Origin of the sequence: Streptomyces sp. NPDC001903 (genome assembly GCF_042891345.1) — a bacterium.
In the GTDB taxonomy this organism is placed as follows: Bacteria; Actinomycetota; Actinomycetes; order Streptomycetales; family Streptomycetaceae; genus Streptomyces.
This window is the reverse complement of the sequence record NZ_JBIASZ010000001.1, coordinates 251,747-268,611: the sequence shown is the minus strand read 5'-3', so window position 1 is coordinate 268,611 and position 16,865 is coordinate 251,747. Positions and strand designations below refer to the sequence as shown.

The window sequence follows — 16,865 nt, the reverse complement described above, 5'->3', positions numbered from 1 at the left end:
GCCTACGAGCCTAACTGTCGGGGTGCCGGTCACTGTCCGTGCCCGATTTGCCTTGGAGGATCCGCTCAAGACGGTCCCGGCCGGGGAGGTCGCGGGGGCGGATCACGCGGCCGCTGCGGACGTGGAGGAAGGCGGCGCCGACGCGGTCGAGGGGCGTGCCGGTGGCTTCCGACCAGGCCAGGCGGTAGACGGCGAGCTGGAGGGGGTCGGCCTCGGTGGTGCGGCCGGTCTTCCAGTCGACGATCTCGTAGCCGCCGTCGTCGGTCCGGTACACGGCGTCGATCCGGCCGCGGACGACGCGGCCGGCGAGGGTGAGCTGGACCGGGACCTCCATCCGGTACGGGGTGCGCTCGGCGTACTCGCTCCGCTCGAAGGCGGCCTTGAGGGAGTCGAGGTCGGCCTCGTCGACGATGTCCTGGTCGGAGCCGGGCAGCTCGGTGGCGGGGTCGAGGACGTCGAGGAGCGGCAGCGGGAGCTCGTCGAAGCGGGACTCGACCCAGGCGTGGAAGCGCGTGCCCTGGCGCGCCGCGGGCTGCGGGGGCTTGGGCATGGGGCGGGCGAGGTCGCGGGCGAAGCCCTGCTCGTCCGCGGCGAGGCGCAGGAGCTGGCTGGCGGAGAGGGCGGCCGGGAGCTCGACGTCGCGCACGGCGGCGCGGGCGCGCCGGAGCTCGCCCTCGAGGGCGTCGAGGTCCCGGTCCCAGGAGGCGACGGCCCGGGCCTCTTCGGGGGTGAGGGCGGGCGGCCCCGCGGTGCGGGGCCGCGGGACGGCCGGCGCGTCCTCGTGCGCGTCCCGGGCCCCGTCCGCGGCCCAGGCCTCGTCCCCGGCCCACGTCTCGTCCCCGGCCCAGGCCTCGTCCCCGGCCCAGGCCTCGTCCGCGGCCCAGAGGTCGTCGCCGTCCGGCTCCTGCGCGTACGCGGGGTCCTCGCAGTCCGGCGGCCAGAGGTAGGGCTCCGGCTCCGCGGGGGCCGGAGCCGGGGCGGGGTCCGGCTCCGGGGCGGCCAGGTGCGACTCGACCAGGGCCGCCGCCGCACGGCGCAGGGCCAGGGAGGCCGGGTCCAGGGGGAGGGGCCAGGACCGGTCCGGGGTGGACTCCGTGGCCAGGGACGGGTTCTCCGCGTCCGGTTCCGGTTCCGGCGCCCAGGCTTCGATCTCGCCGTGCCCGGCCGCGCAGTGGTCGTGGAGCGAGGACAGGAACGGGGACGGGCCCCGCCGCTTCTTCTGCGTCGGGCCCCACCAGTGCCCGGAGGCCAGGAGGAGCGTGCGGGGGCGGGTGAACGTCACGTAGCCCAGGCGCAGTTCCTCCACCGCCTTGTGCTCCTTCAGCTCGGCCTTGAACGCCTTCAGGCCCGCCGAGGTCCACGCCGGATCACCCGGAAGGGTGGCCGCGTCGCCGCGCAGGCCGTACGGCAGGACCTTGGCGTACGAGGTCCACGGCTCCGGGGTCTTCTCCTTGGGGAACGAGCCCGCGCACAGGTCCGGGACCACCACCACGTCCCACTCCAGCCCCTTGGACTTGTGGGCGGTGAGCACCTTCACCGTGTTCTCCCCGCCGGGCAGGGCGTGGTCCAGGCCCTTCTCGTACTGGACCGCCGTGCGCAGGAAGCCCAGGAAGGCCAGCAGGGTCGCCTCGCCGTCCAGGGACGCGAAGCCGGCCGCCACGTCCATGAATCCGGACAGCGACTCGCGGCGCCGGGCCGCCAGCGCGTGCGGCGACGCGGACAGCTCCACGTCCAGCCCGGTGGCGGCCAGCACCCGGTGCAGTACGTCCATCAGCGGGTCCGCGAGCGAACGCCGCAGGTCGCGGAGCTCTTGGGCCAGGTGTGCGAAGCGGACCCGGGCCGCCGCGGAGAAGGGGAGCTCCTCGACCCCGGACGCGGAACCGTCCAGGAAGGTCTCCAGCGCGTCCGCCAGCGATACGACCTCCGCCGGGTCCACGCCCTCCACCGCCGCCGCGAGGCGCTCCTCCGGTTCCACTTCACCCGGCGCACGGCCGATGAGCCCGCGCGCCCGGCGCCCCAGCAGCGCCAGGTCGCGTGCGCCGATCCGCCAGCGCGGGCCGATGAGGAGCCGGACGAGGGAGGCGTTGGCGCCCGGGTCCTGGAGCACCTCGCACACCGCGACCAGGTCCGCGACCTCCGGAAGGTGCAGCAGCCCGGACAGCCCGACGACCTCCACCGGCACGTCCCGGGCCACCAGTACGGCCTGGATCTGCGCGAAGTCCCGCGCCGACCGGCACAGCACCGCGATCTCGCGCGGCTCCGTCCCCGTACGGACCAGGTGCGCGACCGAGTCCGCGAGCCACTCCAGCTCCTCGGCGTGCGTGTCCAGCAGGGCGCAGCGGACCGAGCCGGCCCGCTCCTCCCCCGGCGCCGCGCGCAGCGCCTCCACGCCCTCGTGCATCGAGCGCAGCGGCGCGGCCAGCTCGTTGGCCAGGTCCAGGAGGCGGCCGCCGCTGCGCCGGTTCTCGCTGAGCGAGAACCGGGTCGCGGGGCGGCCGTCGGCGTGCGGGAAGTGCTCGGGGAAATCGTCCAGGTTGGCCACGGACGCTCCGCGCCAGCCGTAGATCGCCTGGCAGGGGTCGCCGACGGCGGTCACCGGGTGCCCGCTGCCCCCGCCGAACAGGCCGGACAGCAGCAGCCGCTGGGCCACGGAGGTGTCCTGGTACTCGTCGAGCAGGACCACCTTGAACTCCTCGCGCAGCAGCGCCCCCACCTCGGGCCGGGTGGTGGCGAGCTGCGCGGAGAGGGCTATCTGGTCGCTGAAGTCGAGCAGGTCGCGGGAGCGTTTGGCGGTGCGGTAGCGCTCGGTCAGCTCCAGCAGTTCGAGGCGGCCGCGCACGGCCTCGGGGACCTTGCGCAGGTCGTCGTTGGTGAGCTTGGCGCCGGCGAGGGCGTCGAGCAGCTGGGTGTCGTGGGCGCGCAGCTCGGCCGGGGTGACCAGGTGCTCGGAGAGTTCGCCGTCGAGCGCGAGCAGGTCGCTGACCAGGTCGGGGACGGATTTGGTGAGCGCCGGGTACGGGCCGGGGGCCTCGCGCAGCACGCGCGCGGCGAGCTGGAAGCGGGTGGCGTCGGCGAGGAGGCGGGCACTGGGCTCCAGGCCGATGCGCAGGCCGTGGTCCTTGAGCAACTGGCCGGCGAAGGCGTGGTACGTGGAGATGCGCGGCTCGCCGCCGGCCGCGTCGGCCTCGGCCGGGGAAGGGTCCGGGTCGGTGATGCCGGCCCGCGCGAGGGCCTTGCGTACGCGCTCGGCGAGCTCGGCGGCGGCCTTGTTGGTGAAGGTCAGGCCGAGGACCTGCTCGGGCGCGACCGCTCCGGTGCCGACCAGCCAGACCACGCGGGCGGCCATGACCGTGGTCTTGCCGGAGCCAGCGCCGGCCACGATGACCTGGGGGGCGGCGGGGGCGGTGATGCAGGCCAGCTGCTCGGGCGTGAACGGGATGCCGAGGAGCTCCTTGAGCTGCTCGGGGTCGGTGAGGACGGACGGACGCGCGGACACGTGAAGAGGCTAGCCCGACCCTCGGACACTCCCGGCCGCCGTCTCACCGGCCGGTCGGTCGGTGGCCGGCCACCGGTCAAGCGCCGGTTGGCCGACGGCCCGCCGCCGGTGGCCCCGCGGTCGCGGCCGTGTGACTCACTCCACCGTCTGGCGGCCCTCCGGGCGCGCGCTGCACGCGCTGCGGAAGGAGCAGTGGTCGCAGTGCTTGCCGGTGGCGGGCGCGAAGCGCTCGTCCAGGACCCGGCCGGCGGCGGTGGCGAGGAGGTCGCCGACCCATTCGCCGTTCAGCGGCTGCTGCGCCTGGATCTTGGGCACCGTCTCGCCGCCCTCCCGCTGGGCGGCGCCCTGGCGCAGCTGCACCAGCTCGGCGCCGCCCGCCTCGGGGCGCACCCCGTCGAAGACCTCGTCGACGGCGCCTTCGCGTACGGCGAGCTGGTACACGGCGAGCTGCGGGTGCCGTTCGACCTCCTTGGCCGTCGGCGCGGACTTGCCGGTCTTGAAGTCGACGACGTACGCGCGCCCCTGCGGGTCCGCCTCGACCCGGTCCATGGAGCCCCGGATGCGGACGGCGACGTCACCGGCTTCGAGCGTGACGTCGAACGCGTGCTCCGTGGCCACGGCCTCCCGGCCCCCGCGGTCGGTGGTGTGCCAGCGCAGGAAGCGCTCCAGGGCGGCGCGGGCGTTGTCCTTCTCCTGGCGGGACTTCCAGGGGGCGTCGAAGGCGAGGGCGTCCCAGACGGAGTCGAGGCGTTCCATCAGCACGGCGAGGTCGGCGGGGGTGCGGCCGGAGGCGACCTCGTCGGCGAGGACGTGGACGACGTTGCCGAAGCCCTGGGCCGCGGTGGAGGGGGCGTCGGCCTTGACCTCGCGGCCGAGGAACCACTGGAGGGAGCAGGTGTTGGCCAGCTGGTCCAGGGCCGAGCCGGAGAGGGCGAGGGGCCGGTCCCGGTCGCGCAGCGGGACGCTGCTGCGGGTGGGCTCGTACAGCCCCCACCAGCGCTGCGGGTGCGCGGCGGGGACCAGCGGGCGGTCGTCCTCGTCGGTGAGCGCGGCGAGGCGGGCCAGGCGCCGGGCGGCCGCCTCGCGCAGCGCGGGCGAGGCATCGGGGTCGACGGTGGTGGCGCGCAGTTCGGCGACGAGCGCGGGGACGGCGAGGGGGCGGCGGGGGCGGCCGGTGACGTCCTTCGGGGTGACCCCGAGCTCGGTGAGGAAGCGGGAGGGCTGGTCGCCGTCCTCGGCCGGTGCCTTGACGGCGGTGACGACGAGGCGGTCGCGGGCGCGGGTGGCGGCGACGTAGAAGAGGCGCCGCTCCTCGGCCAGGAGCGCGCCGGGGGTGAGGGGCTCGGCGAGGCCGTCCCGGCCGATGCGGTCGGCTTCGAGGAGGGAGCCGCGGCGGCGCAGGTCGGGCCAGAGCCCTTCCTGTACGCCGGCCACGACGACGAGGGACCACTCCAGGCCCTTGGAGCGGTGGGCGGTCATGAGGCGTACGGCGTCGGTGCGGGTGGCTCTGCCCGTCAGGGTGTCGGCGGCGATGTCCTCGGCTTCGAGCTGTTCGAGGAAGTTGAGGGCGCCGCGGCCGCCGGTGCGGTCCTCGGCGCGGGCGGCCGTGTCGAAGAGCGCGCAGACGGCGTCGAGATCGCGGTCGGCGTTGCGGCCGGCCGCGCCGCCGCGGCGGGCTCCGCGCTCCAGGCGCTGGGGCCAGGGGGTGCCCTCCCAGAGGGTCCACAGGGCCTCTTCGGCGGTGCCGCCGCCCTGGAGGAGCTCGCGGGCCTTGCGCAGGAGCAGCCCGAGGCGCAGCGCCCCGCGGGCGTACGCGGGGTCGTGGGCGGTGAGCCGCTCGGGCTCGGCGAGGGCGCGGGCGAGCAGCACGTCGGAGGGGGCCGGCACCTTGGTGCCGGCCGCCCGCTCCTCGTCGCGCAGGGCCCGCCCGAGCCGCCGCAGATCGGCGGCGTCCATTCCGCCGAGCGGCGAGCTCAGCAGCGCGATCGCCGCCTCGACCCCGACCCACCCTTCGCCGGCGGCGGGCTCGGCCGCGGAGGCCTCGGCCTCGGCTTCGGCTCCGGCCTCGAGGTCCGCATCGGCCTCCGCGGCCGGGTCCGGGTCCAGGTCCGGGTCCGGGTACGACGCCTCCGCGTCCGGGGCCGGGTCCAGGGCCGGATCCGCGTCCGAGGCCTCCGCGTCCGGGGCCTCCGCGTCCGGGGCCGCGGCCGGGGAGGGTCCGTCGGGGGACGCCGGGATCGGGGCCGCGGCGATGCGCAGGGCCGTCAGCAGGGGGGCTATGGCCGGTTCGTGGCGCAGCGGGGTGTCCGTGCCGTCCGTCTCCGCCGGGACTCCCGCCGAGATCAGGGCGCGGCGCATCGCCGGGAGGGTGCGGCCGCCGGACCGGACCAGGACGGCCATCTCCTGCCACGGCACGCCGTCCTCCAGGTGAGCCCGGCGCAGGATGTCGGCGATGTTGTCCAGCTCGGCGCCTGCCGTGGGGTACGTGAACACCTCCACCCCGCCGCCCTCCCGGACCGGGGTCAGGGCGCGGTGGGCGCGGACCGCCTCCGAGGGCAGGCGCGGGAGGGGCATACGGGTGGTCAGGAGGCGGGTCGCCGCCAGGAGGCCGGCCCGCGAGCGGCGGCCCACCGTCAGGGCCCGGACCGCCGCCCCGGGGAAGGAGCCCTCGAAGTCCAGGATGTTGTTGATGTCGGCGCCGCGGAAGGCGTAGATCGACTGGTCCGGGTCCCCGAAGGCGACCAGGGTGCCCGCCGGGCCGGCCAGGGCCCGCAGCAGCCGCAGCTGGGAGGCGTCCGTGTCCTGGTACTCGTCCACGTAGATCACGTCGTAGGCCAGGGAGAGGGACGGGGTGCGCTCCGCGAGGAGGACGGCCCGGTGGACGAGCTCCGCGTAGTCCAGCGTGCCCTGCATGTCCAGGACGTCCAGGTACTCCGACAGGAACGCGGCCGCCGCCTTCCAGTCCGGGCGGCCCAGCCGGCTCGCGAACGCGTCCAGCGCGGCCGGGCCCAGGCCCAGCTCGCGGGCGCGGGCGAGCACCGCGCGCACCTCGTCCGCGAAACCGCGGGTGGTGAGTGCGGCGCGCAGGTCGTCCGGCCAGCGGATGGAGCGGATCCGGCGCTGGCCGTCCAGGAGGGTGCGGACCATCACGTCCTGCTCCGGGCCCGACAGCAGCCGCAGGGGATCCGCGAACAGGTCGGTGTCCTGGTGGGCGCGGACCAGTCCGTAGCAGAAGGAGTGGAAGGTGGTGGCCTGCGGGGCACGCGCCCCGCCGAGCCGCAGGGCGGCCCGGTCGCGCAGCTCCACCGCCGCCTTGCGGCTGAAGGTGAGGATGAGGATCCGGGCCGGGTCCACCCCGGCCTCGACCCGGGCCGCGGCCGCCTCGACCAGCGTGGTCGTCTTTCCGGTGCCCGGTCCGGCCAGGACGAGAAGCGGGCCGTCGGTGTGATCAACCACCGCCCGCTGCGCTGCGTCCAGAACAGGGGGATCCACCCGCTGCGGCCCGGTGCGCACGAGGCGGTACGCGTCGGGGGTCCGCGTACGCCGCCGCTCGGTGCGGTCGGATGGAGAGGTGATCACGTGGGGTGCCGGTCCAGGTCCTGGTGGGTCTGCGGTTGTTGCGGTCTCGGCCGTCCCCGCGGGTGCCGCGGTCACCGCCGCGCCTGCCGAAGCCGAAGCCGAAGGGGCAACGCTACGGCAACCGCCGGGGCCCGCGCAGTTCCCCGAGGTGGGGGCGCAGGGGCCGCGCGCCGTCGCCCGTACGGGCGCTCGACCGCCCGCCCCGGCCCCGCATGGCCGAAGCTGTCAGATGTGACCCTCGTCCCGTGCGGCGTGCTCCTCCCGCCCGTCCCAGCGCGCCCGCGGCATGTTCAGCCGGGCCTCGCCGGCGGCGGTCAAGCGCAGCGGGGTGGCCTCCGCGCGGTAGTGCTCAAGGGCCCGGATCTCGCTGCCGGGCAGCGGCCGGCCGTCCGCCCGGACCACGCGCCACCAGGGCACCGCTCCCCCGTACAGGGCCATCACGCGCCCGACTTGGCGCGGTCCGCCCTCGCCGAGCCATTCGGCGACGTCCCCGTACGTCATCACCCGGCCGGGCGGAATCCGCTCGGCCACCTCCAGCACCCGCTCCGCGTACGCGGGCAGCTCTTCGCTCATTCCGCCCATGGTGCCGTACATCACGGACCGGTTCCCGGAAGGTTTCCTTCCGTACCGGCACGCACCCTGATGCCCCGCCCGCACGTCGGTCCGTGCCACCATCTTCCGGGCGGTGACTGGTGATACGTGATCAAGAAGAGACGGAAGTGACGACGAAGGAGCAGGGTGTGAGCCCTCCGGACGGCGCGGCTGAGGACGACGGCGCGCGCCCTGACCCGCACCCCGGGTCCGGGAAGCTCCCCGACGAGCCCCCCGGCCGGGCCACGCCCGCGCCCGGGACCGCGGGCACACCCGAGCCCACGGCCGAGCCCGCGCCCGGGGCCGGTGCCACGGGCGCACCCCGGCCCCGCGCCAAGGCCGGGGAGGAGCCCCCGGCCGGGGCCGACGGGCCGCACGGGCGCGCCTCCGCCTCCGCCGACCAGGTCGAGGTCGACGAGCCACTGCTCGCCGCCCGCGTCCACCGCCCCTCCGACCTCGTGCGCCTGCTCGTCGGCGTCCTCGGCATCGCCGTCGTCCTCGCCATCGCCGCCTTCGCCCACCGCACCACCGCCGGCCTCGAGGCCGACATCACCCAGGGCACCGGCGCCGCCCCCGATCTGCTGATCAAGGTCGCCGGGCTGGTGTCCAGCATCGCCGTGCTGCTCGTGCCCGTGGCCTTCGCCATCGAACGGCTGATCAAACGGGACGGGCTGCGCATCGCCGACGGCGTGCTCGCCGCCGTCCTCGCGCACGGCGTGACCCTGGCCACCGACCTGTGGGTCTCCCAGGCCGCCTCCGACACCATCCAGGACGCCCTCACCCGTCAGACCACCGTCGGCGGCCCCATCACCGACCCGGTGCACGGCTACCTCGCGCCGGTCATCGCGTACATGACCGCCGTCGGCATGACCCGCCGGCCGCGCTGGCGGGTCGCGCTGTGGGTGGTCCTGCTGCTGGACGCCTTCGCGATGCTGGTCAGCGGCTACACCACGCCGTTCTCGATCATGCTGACCGTGCTGATCGGCTGGAGCGTCGCGTACGGGACCCTGTACGCGGTCGGCTCGCCGAACGTCCGCCCCACCGGCCAGACCCTCCTCGCCGGCCTGCGCCGGGTCGGCTTCAAGCCGGTCAGCGCCATGCGCGCGGAGCTCCCGGACGGCGCCGACGCCTCGGAGGTCAGCGACCGGGGCCGGCGCTACCACGTCACCCTGGAGGACGGCCCGCCGCTCGACGTCACGGTCGTCGACCGCGAGCAGCAGGCGCACGGGTTCTTCTACCGGGTCTGGCGCCGGCTCACCCTGCGCGGCATCACGACCCGGCGCAGCCTGCAGTCGCTGCGCCAGGCGCTGGAGCAGGAGGCGCTCCTCGCGTACGCCGCCATCGCGGCCGGGGCCAACGCACCGAAGCTGATCGCCACCTCCGAGCTCGGCCCGGACGCCGTGATGCTCGTCTACGAGCACCTGGACGGCCGGCCCCTCGACGCGCTCGCCGACGAGGAGATCACCGACGACCTGACCCGCAACACGTGGAAGCAGGTACGGGCCCTGCAGTCGCGGCGGATCGCCCACCGGCGGCTGACCGGCGACGCGCTCGTGGTGGATCGTTCCGGCAACGTCGTCCTCACCGACCTGCGCGGCGGCGAGATCGCGGCCGGCGACCTGGTGCTGCGGATGGACATCGCGCAGCTGCTGACCACCCTCGGCCTGCGGATCGGGGCGGAGCGCGCGGTGGCCTCGGCGGTGTCGGTGCTCGGCCCAGACGCGGTGGCGGACTGCCTGCCGCTGCTCCAGCCGATCGCGCTGAGCCGCTCCACCCGGGCGACCCTGCGCAGGCTGGCCCGGGAGCGGGCCGACCGGCAGCGGGAGGCCGTGCTGGAGTCCTCGCGGGCGGCGAAGGCGGCGCGCGAGGCGGCCGCGGAGGAGGCGAAGCCGGACCGCAAGGCCGGCGCGAGGCCGTCGGCGGCCACGGCCGCCGAGAAGAAGGCCGAGAAGAAGGCTCTGGACGACGCCCTCGACGGGGCCCGCGAGGAGGATCTGCTGAGCCAGATCCGCCAGCAGGTGCTGCTGATCCGCCCGCAGGCACCGGTGGAGCCGGCCCGGCTGGAGCGGATCAGGCCGCGGACGCTGGTGTCGTTCATCGCGGGCGCCTTCGGTGCCTACTTCCTGCTCACGCAGCTCGCCCACGTGGACTTCGCGACGATCGTCGGCGAGGCACAGTGGGGCTGGGTGGGGGCCGCGCTGGCCTTCTCGGCGCTCACCTACTTCGCGGCGGCGATGAGCCTGCTGGGCTTCGTACCGGAGCGGGTGTCCTTCCTGCGGACGGTGGTCGCACAGGTGGCGGGGTCGTTCGTGAAGCTCGTGGCGCCGGCGGCGGTCGGCGGTGTCGCGCTGAACACGCGGTTCCTGCAGCGGGCCGGGATCCGGCCGGGGCTGGCGGTGGCCAGCGTGGGTGCCTCGCAGCTGTTCGGCCTGGCGAGCCACGTCCTGCTGCTGCTGGCCTTCGGCTACCTGACGGGTACGGAGAAGACCCCGGAGATGACGCCGTCCCGTACGGTCATCGCCGGTCTGCTGACGGTGGCCGTGCTGGTGCTGGTGGTGACGGCGGTGCCGTTCCTGCGGAAGTTCGTGGCGACGCGGGTGCGGGCGCTGTTCGCGGGTGTGGTGCCGCGCATGCTGGACGTGCTCCAGCGGCCGCAGAAGCTGATGACGGGCATCGGCGGCATGCTGCTGCTGACCGGCTGCTTCGTGATGTGCCTGGACGCGTCGATCCGGGCGTTCGGCGGCGGCCAGGCCATCAGCTACGCGAGCATCGCGGTGGTGTTCCTGGCGGGCAACGCGCTGGGGTCGGCGGCGCCGACGCCGGGCGGCATCGGCGCGGTGGAGACCACGCTGACGCTGGGTCTGATCGCGGCGGGCCTGGAGAAGGAGGTCGCCATCTCGGCGGTGCTCCTGTTCCGCCTGATGACGTTCTGGCTGCCGGTCCTGCCGGGCTGGCTGTCCTTCAACTACCTGACCCGGAAGGAAGCCATCTAGGCCGTGTCCGATCCGAGGGACACGGCCCAGGCGGTGGGACCGGGGCGGATCAGGCGCTGAAGACCGGTACCAGCGTCGCGAGCAGCGCCGCCGAGCAGGCGATCTCGATCGCGCCCACCACCGGGGGCTTCAGGGCGCGGCCCGGGAGGGCGGCCGCCCGGGCCAGGTAGGCCGCGAACGGGATCGCCAGCCAGGGCGACAGGAAGGCGGCCACCGCCAGGGCCGCCGCGTGGTAGGCCACCGAACCCCGGCGGTACGCCCGCGAGTTCCGCTCCCGGATCATCGTCTTCACGTACGGCACCGTGCCCGCGAAGTACAGCAGGCAGGCCAGCGCCGGGCGCCAGGCCGACGCCGCGGGCATCCCGCCCAGCCCGGCGGCCACCAGCAGCATCCCGCACGCCGGGACCACCGCCGCCAGGCCGTTGGCCGGCGCCCGCTCGCGGCCGCGCCACGCGTACCAGGTGTTCACCGCGACGAACGGCGCCGCCGCCGCGGCCGCGGGCAGCAGCCGGGGGTGCGCCGCCGCCAGCGGCAGGCCGAGCGCCGCGCACGCGGCCCCGAGGACCAGCGCCGGCCGCACGTGCCGGGCCGCAGCGTCCGGTCGGCGGCGGGCGATGCGGTGCAGGCGCAGCCACTGCTGGCCGTGGAAGACGGCCGCGTACCCGAGCAGCCAGGCCGCGAACAGCGCCGCCTGCGCCCACCGCGGCCGCGGGGCCGACAGGGTCCCCGCCAGGAACGGCACGGCCAGCATGGCCCACGCGCCGTGCTGGTCCGGCAGCCAGGTGTTCCGCCCCGTGCGTGGCACCCGGGCCACCTCCCGCGGTTAATTGGTAATCCATCGCGTAATTTGCCGCATTCCCTCGGGAGTTGGCCCTCCCAGCCTGCCACCCGCCCGTCCCGGAAAAGACCGGAATTAGGTCATGCCCGGACGGGACCTTTGTCATCGGATTCGGCCTTCCGGCGGGCGTAGCGTCGTGGACGGATGCTTTTCCGCCATCCGTCACACCACCCGCCTGGAGGGTCGTCTTGCAGGACCGATTCGGACATCAGGGCGCCGCCGATTCACTGATCAGGGCGGGCAGTTTCTTCACGGCCGGCGAGGTCTCCGGGGACCTGCGCACGGTCCACCGCACCGGCGGGCGGGCCGCCGAGGCCTTCTACCGCGACCGGTGGAGCCACGACAAGGTCGTGCACTCCACGCACGGCGTGAACTGCACCGGCTCGTGCAGGTGGAAGGTGTACGTCAAGGACGGGATCATCACCTGGGAGACCCAGGCCACCGACTACCCCTCGGTGGGCCCCGACCGCCCCGAGTACGAACCCCGCGGCTGCCCGCGCGGGGCCTCCTTCTCCTGGTACTCGTACTCGCCGACGCGCGTGCGCCACCCGTACGTCCGCGGGGTGCTCCTGGAGGCGTACCGGGAGGCCAAGCGGCGGCTCGGCGACCCCGTGCTGGCCTGGGCCGACATCCAGGCCGACCCGGAGCGCCGGCGCGCCTACCAGCGGGCCCGCGGCAAGGGCGGGCTCGTGCGCGCGAGCTGGGAGGAGGCGACCGAGATCGTCGCCGCGGCCCACGTGCACACCATCGGGGAGCACGGGCCGGACCGCGTCGCCGGCTTCTCGCCGATCCCGGCGATGTCCATGGCCTCGCACGCCGCCGGCGCCCGCTTCCACTCCCTCATCGGCGCGCCGATGCTGAGCTTCTACGACTGGTACGCGGACCTGCCCGTCGCCTCCCCGCAGGTGTTCGGCGACCAGACCGACGTCCCCGAGTCCGGCGACTGGTGGGACGCCGCGTACCTGGTGATGTGGGGCTCGAACGTGCCCGTCACCCGGACCCCGGACGCGCACTGGATGGCCGAGGCCCGCTACCGCGGCCAGAAGGTCGTCACCGTGTCGCCCGATTACGCGGACAACACGAAATTCGCCGACGAATGGATGCACCCGCACCCCGGAACGGACGGTGCGCTGGCCCTCGCGATGGGCCACGTCATCCTCAAGGAGTTCTTCGTCGATAAGCAGACCCCTTTCTTCACGGATTACGTCCGGAAGTACACCGACCTCCCTTTCCTGGTGTCGCTGCGCGAAACCGATCAGGGGCTCGTTCCCGGCAAGTTCGTCACCGCCGCCGACCTCGGCCGGGACACCGAGAACGCCCGGTGGAAGACCGTCCTCGTCGACGACGCGAGCGGCGAGCCCGTCGTCCCGAACGGCACCCTCGGGCACCGGTGGGGCAAGAACGAGAAGCCCGAGTGGAACCTCGACCTCGGCGGCACCGTCCCCCGGCTGACCCTCCTCGCGGAGGGCGAGAGCGCCGAGGTCACCCTGCCCCGCTTCGAGGACGACGAGCGCGGCGGAACGATCCGCCGCGGCGTCCCCGTGCGCCGCCTCGGCGGCCGGCTCGTCACCACCGTCTTCGACCTGATGCTGGCCCAGTACGGGGTCGCCCGCCCGGGCCTGCCCGGCGAGTGGCCCTCCTCGTACGAGGACGCGGACGCCCCCGGCACCCCCGGCTGGCAGGAGTCCCTGACCTCCGTGCCCGCCGCCCAGGCCGCCCGTGTGGCCCGGGAGTTCGCGCAGACCGCCGAGCGCTCGCAGGGCCGCTGCATGATCCTGATGGGCGCGGGGACGAACCACTGGTTCCACTCCGAGACCATCTACCGCGCCTTCCTCGCCCTCCTCACCCTCACCGGCTGCCAGGGCCGCAACGGCGGCGGCTGGGGCCACTACGTCGGCCAGGAGAAGTGCCGCCCGGTCACCGGCTGGGCCACCCTCGCCGCCGCCTCCGACTGGTCGCGCCCGCCGCGCCAGATGATCGGCGCGGCCTGGTTCTACCTGCACACCGACCAGTGGCGCTACGACACCCTCCCGGCCGAGGCCCTCGCCTCCCCGCTCGCGGACGGCGCCTTCGCCGGCATGACCGGCTCCGACTGCCTGGCCGCCAGTGCCCGGATGGGCTGGATGCCCTCGTACCCGACCTTCGACCGCAACCCGCTCGACCTGGGCGCGAGCGCCGATCCGGTCGCCGACGCCGTACGGGAGCTGAAGGCGGGCACGCTCGGCTTCGCCGGCGAGGACCCCGACGCGCCGGGCAACTGGCCGCGGGTGCTCAACGTATGGCGGGCCAACCTCCTCGGCTCCAGTTCCAAGGGCAACGAGTACTTCCTCAAGCACCTCCTCGGCACCCACTCCAACCTCCCCGACGACGGCCCGCGGTGCGCGCCGAGGGACGTCGCGTACCGGGAGGAGGACGTCGAGGGGAAGCTGGACCTGCTGATGAGCATGGACTTCCGGATGACCTCCACGACCCTGCTCTCCGACGTGGTGCTGCCCGCGGCCACCTGGTACGAGAAGCACGACCTGTCCTCCACGGACATGCACCCCTTCCTGCACGCGTTCACCCCGGCCGTGGACCCGCCCTGGCAGGCCCGCTCCGACTACGACGCCTTCCTCGGCATCGCCGAGCGGTTCGGCGAGCTCGCCGCGGAGCACCTCGGCGTACGCAGGGACCTGGTCGCGACCGCCCTCCGGCACGACACCCCGGGCGGGGAGATGGCCCAGCCCGGCGGGGTCGCGCTGGACTGGTCGAAGGGCGAGTGCGAGCCGGTGCCCGGCCGGACGATGTACGACCTGGCGGTCGTCGAGCGCGACTACGGGGCCGTCGGCGAGAAGTTCGCCGCGCTGGGCCCGCTCGTGGACACCCTCGGGGTGACGACCAAGGCCGTCACGTACGAGGTCGCCGAGGAGGTCGCGTACCTGCGGGAGAAGAACGGCGCGGTCCGCGGCGGGATCGCCGACGGCCGGCCGCGTCTGGACACCGCGCAGCGCGCCTGCGAGGCGATCCTCTCCCTGTCGGGCACCTCCAACGGGCGCCTGGCCACCCAGGGTTTCGAGACCCTGGAGAAGCAGGTCGGCACGCGCATGGCCCACCTGGCCGCCGAGGCCGAGGGCAAGCGGATCACCTTCGCGGACACGCAGGCCCGCCCGGTCCCGGTGATCACCTCGCCCGAGTGGTCGGGTTCGGAGGCGGGCGGGCGCCGCTACACGGCCTTCACCGTCAACACCGAGCACCTCAAGCCCTGGCACACCCTCACCGGACGCCAGCACTTCTTCCTCGACCACGACTGGCTGCACGAGGTGGGCGAATCGCTGCCGGTCTACAAGCCGCCGCTGAACATGCACACCCTGTACGGGGAGCCGGAACTCGGCGTCGTCGACGAGAAGTCGGTGGCCGTCCGCTACCTCACCCCGCACAACAAGTGGGCCATCCACAGCCAGTACCAGGACAACCTCCACATGATGACCCTGGGCCGCGGCGGCCAGACGGTGTGGATGTCCCCGCAGGACGCCGAGGCCATCGGGGTCGCGGACAACGACTGGATCGAGGCGGTCAACCGCAACGGCGTAGTCACCGCCCGCGCGATCGTCTCGCACAAGATGCCGCCCGGCACGGTCTACATGAACCACGCGCAGGAGCGGACGGTCGGCGTCCCGAAGACCGAGAAGACGGGCCGCCGCGGCGGCATCCACAACTCGCTGACCCGGGTGATGCTCAAGCCGACCCACCTGATCGGCGGCTACGCCCAGCTGACCTGGGCCTTCAACTACCTGGGCCCGACCGGCAACCAGCGCGACGAGGTGACGGTCATCCGCCGCCGCTCGCAGAAGGTGGAGTTCTAGTCCCATGCGCGTCATGGCACAGATCGCGATGGTCATGAACCTCGACAAGTGCATCGGCTGCCACACCTGCTCGGTCACCTGCAAGCAGGCGTGGACCAACCGGCAGGGCACCGAGTACGTCTGGTTCAACAACGTCGAGACCCTCCCAGGCCAGGGCTACCCGCGCCGCTGGGAGGACCAGGAGCGGTGGAAGGGCGGCTGGGAGCGCACCCGCTCGGGCCGGCTGCGGCTGCGCGCGGGCGGCCGGCTCGCCAAGCTCGGCAAGATCTTCGCCAACCCCGACCTGCCGGAGATCGAGGACTACTACCAGCCCTGGACGTACGAGTACAAGAACCTGACCGAGGCCCCGGCCGGCGACGACCTGCCCACCGCCCGGCCCGTCTCGCAGCTCACCGGCGAGCCCCTCGCCACGATCGAGTGGGGCCCGAACTGGGACGACAACCTGGGCGGCGCCCCGGCCCACGCGCCCCGGGACCCGGTCGTGGAGAAGATCCGCGAGGAGGTCGGCGAGAAGATCCGCTTCGAGTTCGAGCAGAGCTTCATGTTCTACCTCCCCCGCATCTGCGAGCACTGCCTGAACCCGGCGTGCGTCTCGTCCTGCCCGTCCGGCGCGATGTACAAGCGCGAGGAGGACGGCATCGTCCTGGTCGACCAGGACGCCTGCCGCGGCTGGCGCATGTGCGTGAGCGGATGCCCGTACAAGAAGGTGTACTTCAACCACCGCACCGGCAAGGCCGAGAAGTGCACCTTCTGCTTCCCGCGCATCGAGGTCGGCATGCCGACGGTGTGCTCGCAGACCTGCGTCGGCCGGATGCGCTACCTCGGCGTGATGCTGTACGACGCCGACAAGGTCGCCGGGGCCGCGGCCACCCCGGACGAGCACGATCTCTACCCCGCCCAGGTGGAGTGCTTCCTCGACCCGCGCGATCCGGCGGTGGTCGAGGCCGCGCGGCGCTCCGGCATCACGCGCGAGTGGCTGGACGCGGCCCGCGACTCGCCCGTGTACGACCTGATCGCCACCTACCAGGTCGCCCTCCCGCTCCATCCGGAGTACCGGACGATGCCGATGGTCTGGTACGTCCCCCCGCTCTCCCCCGTCGTCGAGGCGGTCGCCGCGACCGGGAGCGACGGCGAGGACGCGGGCAACCTGTTCGGCGCCATCGACGCCCTGCGCATCCCCGTCGAATACCTCGCGGCGGTCCTCACCGCGGGCGACACCCACGCCGTCGAGGCGGTGCTGCGGCGGATGGCGGCGATGCGCGCGTACATGCGGCGCATCAACCTCGGCGAGGAGCGCGACGAGTCGATCGCGAAGGCGGTGGGACTGACGGGCGTCGAGATGGAGGACATGTTCCGGCTGCTCGCGATCGCCAAGCAGGAGGACCGGTTCGTGGTCCCGAGCGCGGCGCGCGGCGATGCCGAGGCGCTGGCGCAGACGCATCCGCTGGACGCCGAATGCCCCGTCGGGGATCTCGGTGAACCGCGGGTGATGCTCAATCTCGGCCCGACCAGGAGGAGTTCGTGAG

The 16,865-nt window shown here is 74.2% G+C and carries 7 protein-coding genes; 3 read left to right on the top strand and 4 right to left on the bottom strand.

What is annotated here, in order from left to right; translation table 11 throughout:
• Positions 1-10: 10 nt before the first annotated feature.
• The 3 genes from ACFYZS_RS01215 to ACFYZS_RS01205 all read right to left on the bottom strand — a co-directional run bounded on the left by ACFYZS_RS01215 (position 11) and on the right by ACFYZS_RS01205 (position 7,657).
• Positions 11-3,496, bottom strand: coding sequence for a UvrD-helicase domain-containing protein (locus ACFYZS_RS01215; RefSeq protein ID WP_389005549.1), 3,486 nt, complete (start codon positions 3,494-3,496; stop codon positions 11-13).
• Between the two features lie 135 nt (positions 3,497-3,631).
• On the bottom strand, positions 3,632-7,072 hold the full coding sequence (locus ACFYZS_RS01210) for an ATP-dependent helicase (protein ID WP_389006272.1): 3,441 nt from the start codon (positions 7,070-7,072) through the stop codon (positions 3,632-3,634).
• Between the two features lie 228 nt (positions 7,073-7,300).
• Positions 7,301-7,657: an MGMT family protein gene (locus ACFYZS_RS01205; RefSeq protein ID WP_389006270.1), complete on the bottom strand. Its 357-nt coding sequence runs from the start codon at positions 7,655-7,657 to the stop codon at positions 7,301-7,303.
• A gap of 110 nt (positions 7,658-7,767) precedes the next feature.
• Between ACFYZS_RS01205 and ACFYZS_RS01200 the strand changes: the two genes are divergently transcribed.
• Positions 7,768-10,659 (top strand): flippase-like domain-containing protein, encoded by a 2,892-nt coding sequence (locus tag ACFYZS_RS01200; RefSeq protein WP_389005547.1) that lies wholly within the window; start codon positions 7,768-7,770, stop codon positions 10,657-10,659.
• A gap of 49 nt (positions 10,660-10,708) precedes the next feature.
• Here ACFYZS_RS01200 and ACFYZS_RS01195 read toward each other — a convergent pair whose 3' ends face one another.
• Positions 10,709-11,464 carry a YwiC-like family protein gene (locus ACFYZS_RS01195; protein WP_389005545.1) on the bottom strand — a complete coding sequence of 252 codons (756 nt, stop codon included), beginning with the start codon at positions 11,462-11,464 and terminating at the stop codon, positions 10,709-10,711.
• A gap of 221 nt (positions 11,465-11,685) precedes the next feature.
• Between ACFYZS_RS01195 and ACFYZS_RS01190 the strand changes: the two genes are divergently transcribed.
• Positions 11,686-15,339, top strand: coding sequence for a nitrate reductase subunit alpha (locus ACFYZS_RS01190; RefSeq protein ID WP_389005543.1), 3,654 nt, complete (start codon positions 11,686-11,688; stop codon positions 15,337-15,339).
• A gap of 4 nt (positions 15,340-15,343) precedes the next feature.
• Positions 15,344-16,864, top strand: a complete 1,521-nt coding sequence (gene narH, locus ACFYZS_RS01185) for a nitrate reductase subunit beta (protein WP_389005541.1) — start codon at positions 15,344-15,346, stop codon at positions 16,862-16,864.
• Position 16,865 lies beyond the last annotated feature (1 nt).

Excerpts from the sequence above, each read along its gene's own strand:
- ACFYZS_RS01205 (WP_389006270.1), bottom strand. The coding sequence starts at position 7,657 with ATGGGCGGAATGAGCGAAGAGCTGCCCGCGTACGCGGAGCGGGTGCTG.
- narH (WP_389005541.1), top strand. The coding sequence starts at position 15,344 with ATGCGCGTCATGGCACAGATCGCGATGGTCATGAACCTCGACAAGTGC.